Genomic DNA, 14,090 nt, shown 5'->3' on the forward strand with positions numbered 1-14,090 from the left:
GCGGGGCCGGAAGGTGAATGGACTAGCAGTCTAATGGATAGCCACGCGGTATTCGCACGCGCCTTCGGTGCCGTTCATTAGTACTTTGGCGTTAGCCCCTACCCGAGCTGCGGGCGTGCGGCAGCCGACGGTGGCGTATGGCCTTGCCTGCGGGCAGGCCACACAATGCGCGTCTCCCAGGCCGGAATCGTCATGAACTCGCCCCCCTCGCGGTCCTGGCCGCATTGGACCTTGCCGATCCTGGTGCTGGCCGGCGTGCTGCTGGCGCAGTCGTTGCTGGTGTTCAATCCGGGCTACTACAGCCACGACGAGCTGCAATGGGCCGCGTTCGCCGGCCAGCACCCGGGTTGGCACTTCCGCGGCTATCTGTGGGCGGACGTGCAGTCGTTTCAGTACCGCCCGCTGACCTTCTCCTTGTGGCTGTGGCTGTCCGAGCACCTGTTCGCGCGGCCGATGCTGTTCCACGGCCTGATGGTGAGCCTGGGCGGGCTCAATGCAGCGATGCTGGCAGTGCTGCTGCGCCGCTTCGGCGTGGCCCCCGGTCCGGCCGGCGCCGGCGCGCTGGTGTTCGCGCTGGGCCCGTTCGCGGCCCTGACCCACGGCTGGGTCGGCACCCTGGCCGATCTGATCTGGGTCGGCTGCGCCCTGCTGGTGGCCCTGCTGGCGCAACGCGAACGGCCCGGTTTCGTAAGCTGGGTCGCGGTGTTCGTGCTCACCTCGCTGGCGCTGCTGGCCAAGGAAGCCGGCATCGTGATCCCGGCCCTGCTGGGACTGGCCTGGCTGTTTCAGGGCCGGCGCCGCGAATGGCTGATCGCGGCCGTGGTCGCGGGCCTGCCGGTGGCGATCTATCTGGCCCTGCGCATCGGCGTGCTGCTGTTCTCGCCGCGCGAGGCCGCCAACTACGGTTGGAGCCTGGCCTTCATTCCCGAACGCTGGGTGGAGTATCAGCTGTATCCGCCGATCGCGACCAAAATGGCGATCGCCGGCACACTTTCGCGCGGCTTGGGCGATGGACGGGTCTGGTTGGCGATCCTGGTGTGGCTGGCGACCGCGGCCGCGCTGTGGCGGGTCGGTGCGCGCTGGTGCCTGGGTTGGCTGCTGGCCGGCACCGCGGCGCTGGGGCCGGTGATGATCCTGGCCGAGTCGGCCAATCAGTACGGTTACGGCTACGCGGCCGCGACCGCGGCGGTGTGCGCGGCGGCTTGGCCGCACATGCGGCGCTGGGGTCGGGTGGTGCTGATCGTCGCGGCGCTGTTGAGCGTGTGGCACGGCGTCAACGTGATGCGGCGCATGCACGAGGTCGGGCGCATCCAGTCGGTGTATTCGCCGGCCCTGGCGCGCGCCGTGGCGCAGGTGCCGGACGCGGGCGTGCGGCTGAAGCTGGCCGATATCGGGCAAGCGTGGATTTACGAGCGGCTCTCGCACGACATTCCCAGCTACGCCGGCGTCGAGATAGGCGACCGGGTCAAGCTGGTCGCGGCGGACGAAGCCGCGGATTACGAGATCCAGCGCGACGGGTCGCTTAAACGGCTGCGCTGAGCGTTCGCAGCGATCGATCGCTGCGTCAGGCGACGCTTCTGTGGGAGCGGCGTAAGCCGTGATCGCGCCGCTCCGGCTACGACGAAATCGCGGCTTACGCCGCTCCCACAGGAAGCAAGCGCTTTCTTCTCGTCTGGACCTGTTACTCGGATGATCCGCCTACTACCTGTAGGAGCGGCGCGAGCCGCGACCCGCGCAGGCAGCGGAAGCTACGTGGTCGCGGCTTACGCCGCTCCTACCCCAAGGCCAGGCGCGACGTAAGCACGACGTCTTCTGTGGGAGCGGCGTGAGCCGCGATCGCGTCGCTCCGGCCACCTCGAAATCGCGGCGTGTGAGCGGAGGAAATCCCTGCGGACCGCCGCTGCTACAGAAAGCGAGCGTCGGCTTGACGAATCTCCGTGCGGCGGCGCTTTCACAAAGCGCGGAGCTGCCGCTACACGTCCAGCGCCCCACCCGTATCGGCGATGCTGTCCAGACGGATGCGGTTGGCGAAAAGCGAGAACGCGAGCATGCCGGCCAGGCCGTTGGCGCGCTGGATCCACGGCGGCATCCAGCGCGGCGGTTTGATCACGCCGGCCTGGAACAGCGGCTCGAAGCGTTGCACGTCGGCCAGGGTCATCTTGCCGGCGAACAGCCAGCGGCACAGATGCAGCTTGCGGCTGCGCAGCGCCCAGCGGAAGAAGGTGTGCACGCCGACCAGGCCGCGCAGGTAGACGGTGTCCTTGGTGAAGGCCGCGCCGCCGTTCGTGGGCACGCCACGGAACACGCGCTGCGCCGAGGCGAAGCTGTCTTCCTGCGACTGCCCTGCATCCAGGAAATAGCGGAATACCTGGATGAAGTCGGCGCCGTCCAGCGCCATCGCCACCGCTTCGATGCGCAGGCTCAGCCGCTTCATGCGGCCGATGTCGATGCTGCCGGTGATCTGCTCGGCGAAGGTCGCCAGGCCTTCCTGGGTCGCGGTGCCGCGTGGCGAAGACAACGCCAGGCTGGGCAGCACGTGCTGCTCGCGGCCGTTGAGCGCGGTCAGCGAGTGCACGAAGGCTTCGTGCTGCAGCAACTGGTCGCGGTCGTAATCGCTGAAGGCCGCGCCGCTGCGCAGGCGGATGCGGGTGGCGCCGGCGGCGGCCTTGGCGATCAGGTCCGGGTCCAGCATCACTTCGATCACACGACCGTCGAAGTAGTCGTCCAGATCGCGCTGCAATTGCAGATGCAGGGCGGTGGCCGAGATCTTCACGGTCTCGGCCGGCGACATCAGCTCGTGGTCGAGTTCGTCGGCGATGGAGATGAAATGGCGCGCGGCCTCGCGCGTGCTGGGACCGTGGCCGGGCAGGGCTTCGTCGGGCTTGCCGAACAGTTGGATCGACAGCGCGGTCACGCGCGGGCTGCCCAAGGCTTCCAGCAGCTCGGCGGCGATGCCCCAGCTGTGCGCGGACTCGCTGAGGTACTGGCCCAGCGGATGGTCGGGGTCGGCTTCGGCGGCGACCGCGGCGAGCTCGCGGCGGACTTCGCTGAAGTCGAGTTTGGGATAGGCGATCTGCGGCAGGGTCGCGGTGCCGCGCGCGTAATCGGCCAGGAACTGCGTCTCCAGCCCGGCCGGCCAGCTCGCCAGGGTCAGCAGTTTGACCTCGCGCGCGGCCCGCACCATGCGCGCGTCCAGCAGCGCGTGGTGCTGGATGTCGGGCGGCAGTTCGAAGGGGTGCGCGCTCATGCGGTCGGCCGGAGCCAGGGCAACAGCAAATCCCCCCCAGCCCCCCTTTTCCAAAGGGGGGAGACAAGCGGGTCGACGACGTCACGAGCAACCCGCGTCGGATACCCCCCTTTGGAAAAGGGGGGCTGGGGGGATTTGCTCCACAGCCGAGCGGCGCACGCCATCTAATGCTTCCCGTACTTATCGTCCAAACGCTTGTTCAAAGCCTTGCCCAGGACTTTCTCCTGCGACTTCTGCACGCGCCGAGTGGCCAGCTTGTTGGCGGCACCGGCGACCTCGTCGCGCAGCTTCAGATAATTGGCGAAACGCTGCGGGTCGAGCTTGCCGGCCTCGATCGCCGCGCGCACCGCGCAACCAGGCTCGCGCGCGTGCGAGCAGTCGCGGAACTTGCACTGCTCGGTCAGGGCTTCGATGTCGGCGAAGTTCTCGGCGACGTTTTCCTCGCCGGTGGGCTTGAGCTCGCGCATGCCGGGGGTGTCGATCAGGCATGCGCCCGAGGGCAAGGGGATCAGCGCGCGGTGGGTGGTGGTGTGCCTGCCGCGGTCGTCGCTGGCACGCACCTCGCCGGTCTTCATGCGCTCCACGCCTAGCAGGGTGTTGGTCAGCGTGGACTTGCCGGCGCCGGAGGAGCCCACCAGCACCGCGGTGCGGCCCGGCAGCAGCCAGGGATTGAGCGCGGCCACCGAGTCCGGATCCTTGGCGTTGACCGGGCGCACGGCGATGTTCTGCGCGGCCAGCTCGACCAGGGTGGCCATCGCCTCGGGCAGGGTATCCGGGTCGGCGGCATCGGCCAGGTCGGACTTGGTCAGCACGATCACCGGCTCGGCGCCACCGCCGACCAGCAGCAGGTAGCGTTCGATCCGGCGCGGATTGAAGTCGGCGTCCAGGCCGCAGACGATGAAGACGGTGTCGACGTTGGCCGCGATCAGCTGCTGCTTGTAGTGCTCGCCGGCCGCGCCGCGCTTGATCGCGGTGCGCCGCGGCAGCAGGGCGACGATCTTCTGGTTACCGCCGGAGGGGCCCTCGATCAGGACCCAGTCGCCGACGCCGGGGCGCTGCTCTGGCGGGAAGCGCGGACGCTGCCATTCGGGCAGGGATTCGACCGGGAAACCGGTTTCCGGCCCATCGGCGACCACATAACCGCTGCGGTGCTGTTCGACCACCCGCACCGGACGGGCCTCGGGGTGGGCCGCCAGCGCCTCGCGCCAGCTGGGTTCGGTCGGCAAGGTCTCGCCGGTTGGCAGGGGCCAACCGATCGCCAGCAGCGCGGCGAGCTCGGGAGTCAAAACGGGGTGGGCGGGCTGTGCATGGCCGGATTCTACATAGGCCGGCGCGGCCCGCCGCACCGCGGGTCGCCCGATCGCGTGTCCGGACCGCAACGCCGCGCACAAACGCGGCCCCGGGCGGCGCGCGGTGACGGCTGTTTCGGCGCGCCGATTCGGCTAGTCTGGCGGGTATTCCGCTCAAAACACCGCCCCGCAATGTCCCTGCCCCCTTTGAAGACCCGCGAACGCCTGTCCGAAGTCCGTTACGAAATCCGCGGCGAGCTCGCCCGGCGCGCACGCGAACTCGAGGCCCAGGGCCGCAAGCAGATCAAGCTCAACATCGGCAACCCCGGCGCCTTCGGTTTCCGCGCCCCGGAGCACCTGCAACGCGCGATCGCCGAACGCATCGCCGACACCGACCCTTACACCCATCAGCAAGGCCTGCCGGTCGCGCGCGAAGCCATCGCCGCTTTCCATAAGCAGCGCGGCACGCCCAATGCCTCGCCCGAGCGCGTGTTCGTCGGCAACGGCGTGAGCGAGCTGATCGACCTCAGCCTGCGCGCGCTGCTCAATCCCGGCGACGAAGTGCTGCTGCCCTCGCCCGACTACCCGCTGTGGTCGGCCGCGACCATCCTCAACGACGGCCGCCCGGTCTATTACCGCTGCCAGCCCGAGAACGGCTTCCTGCCCGACCCGGACGAGATCGAGCAACTGATCTCCAGCCGCACCCGCGCGATCGTGCTGATCAACCCCAACAACCCGACCGGCGCCGCCTATCCGCGCGCGCTGATCGAGAAGATCGTCGCCATCGCCGCGCGCCACAAGCTGCTGCTGATGTGCGACGAGATCTACGACTCCATCCTGTACGACGGCGCCCAGTTCACCCCGGTCGCGCCGATCGCCGGCGACCTGCCCTGCCTGAGCTTCGGCGGCCTGTCCAAGGTCCACCGCGCCTGCGGCTGGCGCGTGGGCTGGGCGGTGCTGTCCGGCGACCCGGTCGCCAGCGGCGATTTCCACCACGCCATGGACCTGCTGGGCGCGCTGCGCCTGTGCGCCAACGTGCCGGGCCAGTTCGCGATCGAAGCCGCATTGCACGGCGAGGACACCATCGCGCCGTTGTGCGCGCCGGGCGGCCGCCTGTACGAAGCGCGCCGCGCGGTGATCGAAGCCGTGGACGCCAGCAAGCACCTGGAGCTGGTCGCGCCGGCCGGCGCGCTGTACGCGTTCCCGTCCGTGGTCGGTCCGGCCGCGCAGGGCTTCGACGACCACAAGTTCGCCTTGGAACTGCTGGAAACCGAAGACGTGCTGGTGGTGCCGGGCTCCAGCTTCAACGTGCCCTACCGCAATCACTTCCGCGTGACCCTGCTGCCGCAGCCGGAGGATTTGCGCGAAGTCTTCCACCGCATCGAGCGCGTGCTCGACCGCCACGCCGAGCGCGCGGCCGAGGCCAGCCGCGCCGCCGTGGCCTGAGTCGCGCCGTGGCCGTGCCGCTGCCCTTGCAGCCCTACCTCGCGCTGGGCGACAGCTACACCATCGGCGAAGCGGTCGAGGAAGCGGGGCGTTGGCCGGTGCAACTGGCGCGCGCCTTGCGCGACGAAGGCGCGACCCTGGCCTGGCCGCGCATCATCGCCACCACCGGCTGGACCACCGACGAGCTGAGCACGGCCCTGGACGCGGCCGAGCCGCTGGGGCGCTGGGAGCTGGTCAGCCTGCTGATCGGCGTCAACAACCAGTACCGCGCGCGCAGCGTGGCCGACTACGTCGGCGAGTACCGCGCCCTGCTGCAACGCGCGATCCGTTACGCCGGCGATCGCCCGCAGCGCGTGCTGGCGATGTCGATCCCGGACTGGGGCGTGACCGCGTTCGGCCAGCGCGACGCGCGCGGCAGCGCCACCATCGGCGCCGAGATCGACGCCTACAACGAGGCCGCGCGCGCGATCTGCGAGCGTCACGGCGTGGCCTGGGTCGACATCACCCCGGTCTCGCGCGAGCTCGGCGCGCAGGCGGCGATGCTGGCCGAGGACGGCCTGCACCCGTCGGCGGCGATGTACACGCATTGGACGCAACGCGCGCTGCCGGTGGCGCGACGCCTGCTGGCGAACGGCGGTCGCTGAGCCTGCGCGACACGCAATTACCATCGCGGCCGACGGCAATGCCACACTGCGTCCGCGGACCCACCGCCAGCGGAGCCAGCAGGAAGCAATGAACGAAGCGGCACAAGCGATGGCCAATGGACAGGCGCTGCGGATCGCGCGCGCCTTCCTGCCCGAGCATCCGCTCGGCAACCGTTGGGACTACTACTACAGCCGCGCCAAGCTCGGCAGCGACCCGCTCTACCCCGGTGTGAGCGCGGCCCTGCGCGGCAGCCACGCGCCCTTGCTGGACCTGGGCTGCGGGCTCGGCTTGCTCGCCCACACCTTGTACGCCGACGGCATCCAGCTGCCCTACCGCGGCGTCGACAGCGACGCCGGCAAGATCCGCCGCGCCACCCGCGCCGCCGCGCGCGCGGGCCTGCACGAGGCGCACTTCGACACCGTCGACCTGGCGCGCGAAGTGCCTGAGCATCGCGGCAGCGTGGTGATGCTGGACGTGCTGCAGTTCATCCCGCCCGCCGCGCAAGCGCGCGCGATCGACGCCATGATCGCGATGCTGACCCCGGGTGCACGGCTGGTGATCCGCACCGGCCTGGACGACGGCACCGGCCGCGCCCGCGTCACCCGCATCACCGACGTGTTCTCGCGCGTGGTCGGCTGGATGAACGCGATGCCGCGCTATTACCCCAACGGCGACGAGCTGCGCGCGCGCTTGCGCGAGGCCGGCCTGGCGGTGGAGTTCACGCCGCTTTTCGGCAAGACACCGTTCAACAACTGGCGGATCGTGGCGGCGAAGCCGGAGTAGCTTGGCGGCGGCTATGTTCCACCCCGTGCTTCCTGTGCTTCCTGTGCTTTCCGTGCTTCCTGTGGGAGCGGCGTAAACCGCGACCGCGCAACTTCGGCCACATCGAAATCGCGGCTCACGCCGCTCCCACAGAAATCAAGCGCATGGTCTTGGAGTGGGGGCAAACGCACCGCCTTGGGCAGGAGCGACGCAAATCGCAACCGCGTCTCTCCGGCCACCTGCGCGGTCGCGGCTCACGCCGCTCCTACAAAGGCTAGCGCGAGGCCTTAGACCGGCTCGGGCAGCGTGCAGCGATAGTCCAATTCGCGCAGCCGCTCCAGCAACAAACGCATGGTCTCGACATTGCGCCCGTGCCCCGCGCCCTCGTGCATCAGCACGATCGCGCCCGGCGCCAGATCGCGTTCGATCCGCGCCAGCACGCTGTGCGGGTCCGCGGCCACCGCATCGAAACCGCGCGCCGACCAGGCCACGCGTGCCAGATCGTGACGGCGCAAGGCCGCGGCAACGAAGGGATTGGCCATGCCGACCACCGCGCGGAACCAGCGCGGCGGTTGCCCCGACAGCGCGCTCAGACTGGCCTGCGCCTCGGCGATCTCGGCCGCCATCCGCCGCGGCGGCAGCGCCCAGAACCAGGCAGACGGATGCGAATGGCTGTGATTGCCGATCCCGTGCCCGCGCCGCGCGATCTCGGCCACCAGCTCCGGCCGCGCCTGCGCGCGCTGTCCGACCAGGAAGAACGTCGCCTTGGCCCCGTGCGCGTCCAGCAGATCCAGCATCGCCGGCGTCTCGGCCGAAGGGCCGTCGTCGATGGTCAGCCAGACTTCGCGGCGATCCGTCTCCAGCCGCGACAGCACCGGGCTGAACAGGCGCGACTGCGGGCGCAGCGTGGCCCAGAACATCAGGCCGTGGCTGAGTAGCATCGCCGCCAACCCCGCCTGCCAACCCCAGACCCACCACACCCCAATCACCGCCAGCTGCGACGCGGCGAACGCCCAGACCGCGGCCCAGGGCCGGCGCGGGATTCGGTGGGGGGCGGTCATGCTCATGAGCGGCATCTTAGCGGAGCGCCACCCGGGCCTTGCGGCGCGGACCGCCCGCCCCCATGTCGCCGGAACCTCACGTCCGGCGTCCCATCATGTCCCTCGACCCCGCGCTGCGTACGCGCATCGAAACCCTGCTCCAGTCCAATCGTGTCGTGCTGTTCATGAAGGGCGCCCCGAACGCGCCGCAATGCGGCTTCTCCGCCAAGGCCTCCGGCGCGCTCAATGCGCTGCTGCCGCAGGGCTATACCCACGTCGACGTGCTGTCCGATCCGGAAATCCGCGAAGGCATCAAGCAGTACGGCGAGTGGCCGACGATCCCGCAGCTGTACATCGACGGCCAGTTGGTCGGCGGCAGCGACATCATCGAGCAGATGGCCGGCAGCGGCGAGCTGCACGGCGTGCTCGGCCTGCCCGCGCCGGACCGCAGCCCGCCGAAGCTGAGCATCAGCCCGGCCGCCGCGCAGATGCTGCGCGACGCGGTCGCCAACGCCGGCGACGGCTACGCGGTGCAGCTGGAAGTGGACGCGCGCCACAACGTGCGCCTGCAGCTGGCGCCGATCGACAGCAACGCGGTCGCGGTGGAAACCGACGGCGTGCGCGTGCAGACCGATTGGGTAAACGCCCGTCGCGCCGACGGCGTCAGCATCGACTGGGCCGACGACGAACGCGGCCGCGGCCTGGTGATCACCAACCCGAACGCGCCGCCGACCGTGCGCGCAATCTCGCCCGCCGACGCCCAGGCGCGCGTGCGCGACGGCGCGCTGCGCCTGATCGACGTACGCCCCGCCGACGAGCGCGCGCTGGCTTCGGTCAACGTGGCCTACGACAGTTTCGATGCCGGCGTGGAAGCGCTGGAAGGCCTGCCCAAGGATGCGCCGCTGGCGTTCCTGTGCCACCACGGCGGCCGCAGCGCGCAGGCGGCGGAGCATTTCCGTCAGCGCGGTTTCCGCGAGATCTACAACGTCGAAGGCGGCATCGAGGCCTGGGCCGACGTGGACGCGACGATTCCGCGTTACTGATCGGTATGGCATGAATACGAAAACGGCCGCGGATTCCGCGGCCGTTTCCGTTTGGGCGGCTCGACCCGATCAGGCTAAACGCGCACGACGCCTTGCAGGAGCAGCGCAAGCCGCGACCAACGTAGGCGGCCGAAGCGACGCAATCGCGGCTTACGCCGCTCCCACAGAAGGCTTGAGGCCCTGCCTTGGGGTAGGAGCGGCGTAAGCCGCGACCTGCGCAGACGGTCGAAGAGTCGCGGTCGCGACTCGCGTCGCTCCTACATCAGCCCTTCGATAGATACGCCCTGCTACCTGTAGGAGCGGCGCAAGCCGCGACCCGCGCAGGCAGCCGAAGTGACGCAATCGCGGCTTACGCCGCTCCTACCCCAAAGCTATGCGCGGCTAGACGCGATCTGCTCTCTGTGGGAGCGGCGTGAGCCGCGATCGCGTCGCTCCGACTAGGACGAAATCGCGGCTTGCGCCGCTGCCACAGACAGCGCTGGCGATTGGCATCGCTGCTACAGCGACGCTCAGCCCTTGAACCCGCCGTTATCGAGATAGGCCCGCTCTTCCGCCGTGCTCTCCCGCCCCAAGGCCTGATTGCGATGCGGGAAGCGACCGAAGCGTTCGATGATCTGAAGATGCTGCACCGCCCATTGACTGGGATCCAGCATGTCCTCGCTCACCGGCAGTCCGCGGTGCAGCTCGACCGAGCGCCGCTGATCGTCCATAGCCTCGGAATGCTCGAACGGCAGATAGAAGAAAGCGCGCAGCCTGGCCTCGATGCGCCGGTCGTCGCCGCGCGCCACCGCCTGGGTCGCGTACATGCGCGCCAACGGATCGGTTGCGTAGGCATGCGCGCTGCCGCGGAACACGTTGCGCGGAATCTGGTCGAGCAGGATCAGCAGCGCCAGCGCGCCGACTTCGCCCTGCTGCATCCAATCGTCGTGCTGGCGGCTGGCGGCGCGGAAATGCGCTTCGAGGAAGCCCGCGCGGCACTGCGCGTCGAAATGATCGCTGCGATCGAACCAGCGCTGGTAGCCGGCTTGACGCCAGAAATCGACGACGTCCTGAGCGGTGGGTTCGGTCACGGAAGATCTCACATTAGGGTCAGGCTGCGCACGTTAGCAGCCCCCGCGTACGCCGCGCACGAAACCCCACAACGCAGCGTTCCGCGCCTACAGGCTGTCGTCGCCCAGCTGGGTTTCCAGCTCCGTGATCCAGGCCGTGGTGATGCTCTCCAGCGTGACCGCGTGGATCAGCGGCCGGATCGGCCCGGTCGAGTAGGACTGCGAAATGAAGCGCGCGTAGCGCTCGCGAAACGACAGCCAGGCGCGATGCGCCTCCTCGAAGGTGGCGCGGCCGTCGCCATCGAGCTGGCGACGCAGGTGCTCGACCAGCCCGCGCAGGCGCGCATCGACCTGCTCGAACTCGACGATCGCCTGGCGGTTCATGTCGTCCTGGCTGACGCCGTCGTCGTCGCTTTGGCGCGCGACTTCCTCGGCCTTGCTGAAATAGTTGTCGGCCAGGCGCGCGGCGGTCTCGGCCTTGCCGATCAGGCGCGTTTCGAAACGACGCAGATCGTCGAGGCTGGTGTTGCTGCCGTCGAGCCCCTGCTTGAGCGCCAGCAGCTTCTGCCCGCGCTCGATGGCGTCGACGGTGTTGCGGCGCTCGACCCGACGCTGGACGAAATAAAACGACCAGGTGAGTACGGCGCCGATAAGTAGGTAAATGACCTGTTCCATGGTGGTGTCCCGATGCTGGACGCCAGTGTGCGCGACAGGGGTCTCAGGGGGTGCGATGTCGCGTGCTTGCGGTCGCAGATCAGGTTGCTGAACGCTAATTTTTCAGGGGTGGCGGTGGCGCCGCTGAAACGCCTGGGGCCGGGCGGGCGGATCGTGGAGGCATGGCCGGAGCGTGCGAGCCAAAGCAAATCCTCCCCAACCCTCCTTTGTCAAAGGAGGGAGCACAGCCGCAAGCCTCTGCCCCAAACGCACTTACTTCCCCCTTTGAAAAAGGGGGACCGAGGGGGATTTGCTTTTCCCGCAAGCGCCCGTTACGTCGCAACGGCGCGGCTCGCCTACAGCTCACCGCCCCCTACAGCCGCCACCGCATTCGTACATCTCCGCCCTCCCCCTTTGAAAAAGGGGGATTGAGGGGGATTTGCTTTCCCCGCAAGCGCCCGCTACCTCGCAACGGTGCGGTTCGCCTACAGCTCACCGCACCCTACGGCGTCGCGAAGATGTCGGCTTAACGACTACTCGTCGAATCGCAGATGCCGCACCGACTTGCCGTGGCGACGGATCAGCTTCAACGCCTCGATACCAACGTTGATGTGATTGTCCACATACTCGGCGCTGACCTTGGCGTCGGAGGCCTCGGTCTTCACGCCTTCCGGAATCATCGGCTGGTCCGACACCAGCAGCAGCGCGCCGCAGGGAATGCGGTTGGCGAAGCCGGCGGCGAAGATGGTCGCGGTTTCCATATCGATCGCCATGCAGCGCATCGCGCGCAGGCGCTCCTTGAAGGCTTGGTCGTGTTCCCAGACCCGGCGGTTGGTCGTGTAGACCGTGCCGGTCCAGTAGTCGTGGCCGAGGTCGCGAATCATGGTCGAGACCGCGCGCTGCAGCGCGAACGCGGGCAGCGCCGGCACCTCCGGCAGCAGGTAGTCGTTGGACGTGCCTTCGCCGCGGATCGCCGCGATCGGCAGCACCAGGTCGCCGAGTTCGTTCTTGCGCTTGAGGCCGCCGCACTTGCCCAGAAACAACACCGCCTGCGGCATGATCGCCGACAGCAAATCCATCATGGTCGCCGCGTTCGGGCTGCCCATGCCGAAGTTGATCATGGTGATGCCGTCCGCCGTGGCGCTGGGCATCGGCCGGTCCAGGCCGACCACTTCGGCGCCGGTCAGGCGGGCGAAGGTGTGCAGGTAGCCGCCGAAGTTGGTCAGCAGCACGTGCTGGCCGAACTGGTCCAGGGGCACGCCGGTGTAGCGCGGCAGCCAGTTTTCGACGATTTGTTCTTTGTCTTTCACGGTCGCCCGCCTCTTTTTCTAGTTGTTGTACCCCCATTGTCGCACCGCCCATGACTATCGTCAGGGTTGGCGGCGCCCGAGGCGGCCGCTACGGTTCGGGGCTGACCTTGCCGTCACTTTGGGGAAACCACCATGCTTCGACCTTTGCTGGCAGGCTGCGGCCTGGCCCTGCTGGTCGGCGCCGCGCACGCGGCCCCGCCCGCGCCCGCCGCCGGCTCGCGCTTCACCCAGGACCCGTATCCCAGCACCTACCGCCCGGTCGCCTCCGGCCCGGTCCTGCTGCAGCATGCGACCGTATTGACCGGCACCGGCCAGCGCCTGGACGACGCCGACGTGCTGATGCGGGACGGCAAAGTGGTCGCCGTCGGCACCGGCCTGGATGCGCCGACCGACGCCACCCGCGTCGACGCCACCGGCAAGTGGATCACCCCCGGCCTGATCGACGTGCACTCGCACCTGGGCGTGTACTCCAGCCCCGGCGTCAGCGCCCACAGCGACGGCAACGAGATGACCAGCCCGGTCACCCCCAACGTCTGGGCCGAGCACTCGGTCTGGCCGCAGGACCCGGGCTTCGCCGCCGCCATGGCCGGCGGCATCACCACCCTGCAGGTGCTGCCCGGCTCGGCCAACCTGATCGGCGGCCGCGGCGTGACCCTCAAGAACGTGCCCGCCACGACCTACCAGGCAATGAAATTCCCGGGCGCGCCCTGGGGCCTGAAGATGGCCTGCGGCGAGAACCCCAAGCGCGTCTACGGCGGCCGCAACACCTCGCCGGGCACGCGCATGGGCAACGTCGCCGGCTACCGCGCCGCCTTCATCGACGCCAGCGAGTACGTGCGCAAGAACACGCCCAAGGCCGAGCAGCCCAAGAAGAAGCGCAGCTGGTGGCAGAGCTCGTCCAACGGCAGCGCCGCCGCCGACAGCGACAAGGACGCTGGCGGCAAGCGCGACCTCAAGCTCGACACCCTGGCCGGCGCGATCAAGGGCGACATCCTGGTCCACATCCACTGCTACCGCGCCGACGAGATGGCGACCATGCTGGACCTGGCCAAGGAGTTCGGCTTCAAGGTCAGCGCCTTCCACCATGGCGTGGAGGCTTACAAGATCGCCGACCGCCTGGCCGCCGAAGGCGTGTGCGGCGCGCTCTGGGCCGACTGGTGGGGCTTCAAGATGGAAGCCTTCGACGGCATCCAGGAGAACATCGCCCTGGTCGACCGCCCGCAGAACAGTTGCGCGATCGTGCACTCCGATTCGCAGGAAGGCATCCAGCGCTTGAACCAGGAAGCGGCCAAGGTGATGGCGCACGCCAAGCTGGCCGGCATCGACATCCCGCCCGAGCGCGCGATCCGCTGGCTGACCCAGAACGCCGCCAAGTCGCTGGGCGTGCTCGACAAGACCGGCACCCTGGAGACCGGCAAGATGGCCGACGTGGTGGTGTGGAACGGCAACCCCTTCAGCGTCTACGCCAAGGCCGAACAGGTCTACGTGGACGGCGCGCGCATCTACGACCGCAACGACCGCAACCGCCAGCCGACCTCGGACTTCCTGCTCGGCCAGGGCGCACGCGCCGCCGGAGGTGCGCCGTGAGCCGCGCTACCGCCCCGC

General features: G+C 68.9%; 12 protein-coding genes. 6 read left to right on the forward strand and 6 right to left on the reverse strand.

Going from position 1 to position 14,090, the window contains the following annotated elements:
- Positions 1 to 192: 192 nt before the first annotated feature.
- Complete coding sequence (locus ASE43_RS15200) at positions 193 to 1,539, forward strand: hypothetical protein (protein ID WP_057161051.1); 1,347 nt, start codon at positions 193 to 195, stop codon at positions 1,537 to 1,539.
- A 433-nt stretch (positions 1,540 to 1,972) separates the two neighbouring features.
- Here the strand turns inward: ASE43_RS15200 and ASE43_RS15205 are convergent, their stop codons facing one another.
- Positions 1,973 to 3,247 (reverse strand): flavohemoglobin expression-modulating QEGLA motif protein, encoded by a 1,275-nt coding sequence (locus ASE43_RS15205; RefSeq protein ID WP_057161052.1) that lies wholly within the window; start codon positions 3,245 to 3,247, stop codon positions 1,973 to 1,975.
- Between the two features lie 164 nt (positions 3,248 to 3,411).
- Positions 3,412 to 4,533, reverse strand: coding sequence for a ribosome small subunit-dependent GTPase A (gene rsgA, locus ASE43_RS15210; RefSeq protein ID WP_056180933.1), 1,122 nt, complete (start codon positions 4,531 to 4,533; stop codon positions 3,412 to 3,414).
- A gap of 195 nt (positions 4,534 to 4,728) precedes the next feature.
- Here rsgA and ASE43_RS15215 point away from each other — a divergent pair, with 195 nt between their 5' ends.
- The 3 genes from ASE43_RS15215 (at position 4,729) to ASE43_RS15225 (ending at position 7,410) form a co-directional block, all read left to right on the forward strand.
- Positions 4,729 to 5,982, forward strand: coding sequence for an aminotransferase class I/II-fold pyridoxal phosphate-dependent enzyme (locus ASE43_RS15215; RefSeq protein ID WP_056180937.1), 1,254 nt, complete (start codon positions 4,729 to 4,731; stop codon positions 5,980 to 5,982).
- 8 nt (positions 5,983 to 5,990) lie between these two features.
- Positions 5,991 to 6,626 carry an SGNH/GDSL hydrolase family protein gene (locus tag ASE43_RS15220; RefSeq protein ID WP_235568760.1) on the forward strand — a complete coding sequence of 212 codons (636 nt, stop codon included), beginning with the start codon at positions 5,991 to 5,993 and terminating at the stop codon, positions 6,624 to 6,626.
- 109 nt (positions 6,627 to 6,735) lie between these two features.
- Complete coding sequence (locus ASE43_RS15225) at positions 6,736 to 7,410, forward strand: methyltransferase domain-containing protein (protein ID WP_057161147.1); 675 nt, start codon at positions 6,736 to 6,738, stop codon at positions 7,408 to 7,410.
- 266 nt (positions 7,411 to 7,676) lie between these two features.
- Here the strand turns inward: ASE43_RS15225 and ASE43_RS15230 are convergent, their stop codons facing one another.
- The gene (locus ASE43_RS15230; protein WP_057161148.1) at positions 7,677 to 8,450 is read right to left on the reverse strand and encodes a polysaccharide deacetylase family protein; all 774 of its coding nucleotides are present in this window, start codon (positions 8,448 to 8,450) and stop codon (positions 7,677 to 7,679) included.
- Positions 8,451 to 8,545: 95 nt separating this feature from the next.
- Between ASE43_RS15230 and grxD the strand changes: the two genes are divergently transcribed.
- Positions 8,546 to 9,472, forward strand: a complete 927-nt coding sequence (gene grxD, locus ASE43_RS15235; protein WP_056180943.1) for a Grx4 family monothiol glutaredoxin — start codon at positions 8,546 to 8,548, stop codon at positions 9,470 to 9,472.
- Positions 9,473 to 9,981: 509 nt separating this feature from the next.
- On the opposite strand, the gene ASE43_RS15240 is transcribed toward grxD, so the two are convergent.
- From ASE43_RS15240 to ASE43_RS15250, 3 genes are all read right to left on the reverse strand, one after another.
- Complete coding sequence (locus ASE43_RS15240; protein ID WP_057161053.1) at positions 9,982 to 10,542, reverse strand: DUF924 family protein; 561 nt, start codon at positions 10,540 to 10,542, stop codon at positions 9,982 to 9,984.
- Between the two features lie 87 nt (positions 10,543 to 10,629).
- Positions 10,630 to 11,196, reverse strand: a complete 567-nt coding sequence (locus tag ASE43_RS15245) for a lysozyme inhibitor LprI family protein (RefSeq protein ID WP_056180948.1) — start codon at positions 11,194 to 11,196, stop codon at positions 10,630 to 10,632.
- Positions 11,197 to 11,708: 512 nt separating this feature from the next.
- Positions 11,709 to 12,485 (reverse strand): AMP nucleosidase, encoded by a 777-nt coding sequence (locus tag ASE43_RS15250; RefSeq protein WP_056180952.1) that lies wholly within the window; start codon positions 12,483 to 12,485, stop codon positions 11,709 to 11,711.
- 132 nt (positions 12,486 to 12,617) lie between these two features.
- Between ASE43_RS15250 and ASE43_RS15255 the strand changes: the two genes are divergently transcribed.
- Positions 12,618 to 14,072, forward strand: coding sequence for an amidohydrolase (locus ASE43_RS15255; protein WP_057161054.1), 1,455 nt, complete (start codon positions 12,618 to 12,620; stop codon positions 14,070 to 14,072).
- Positions 14,073 to 14,090: the final 18 nt, after the last annotated feature.

Origin of the sequence: Lysobacter sp. Root983 (assembly GCF_001429345.1) — a bacterium.
GTDB lineage: Bacteria > Pseudomonadota > Gammaproteobacteria > Xanthomonadales > Xanthomonadaceae > Lysobacter.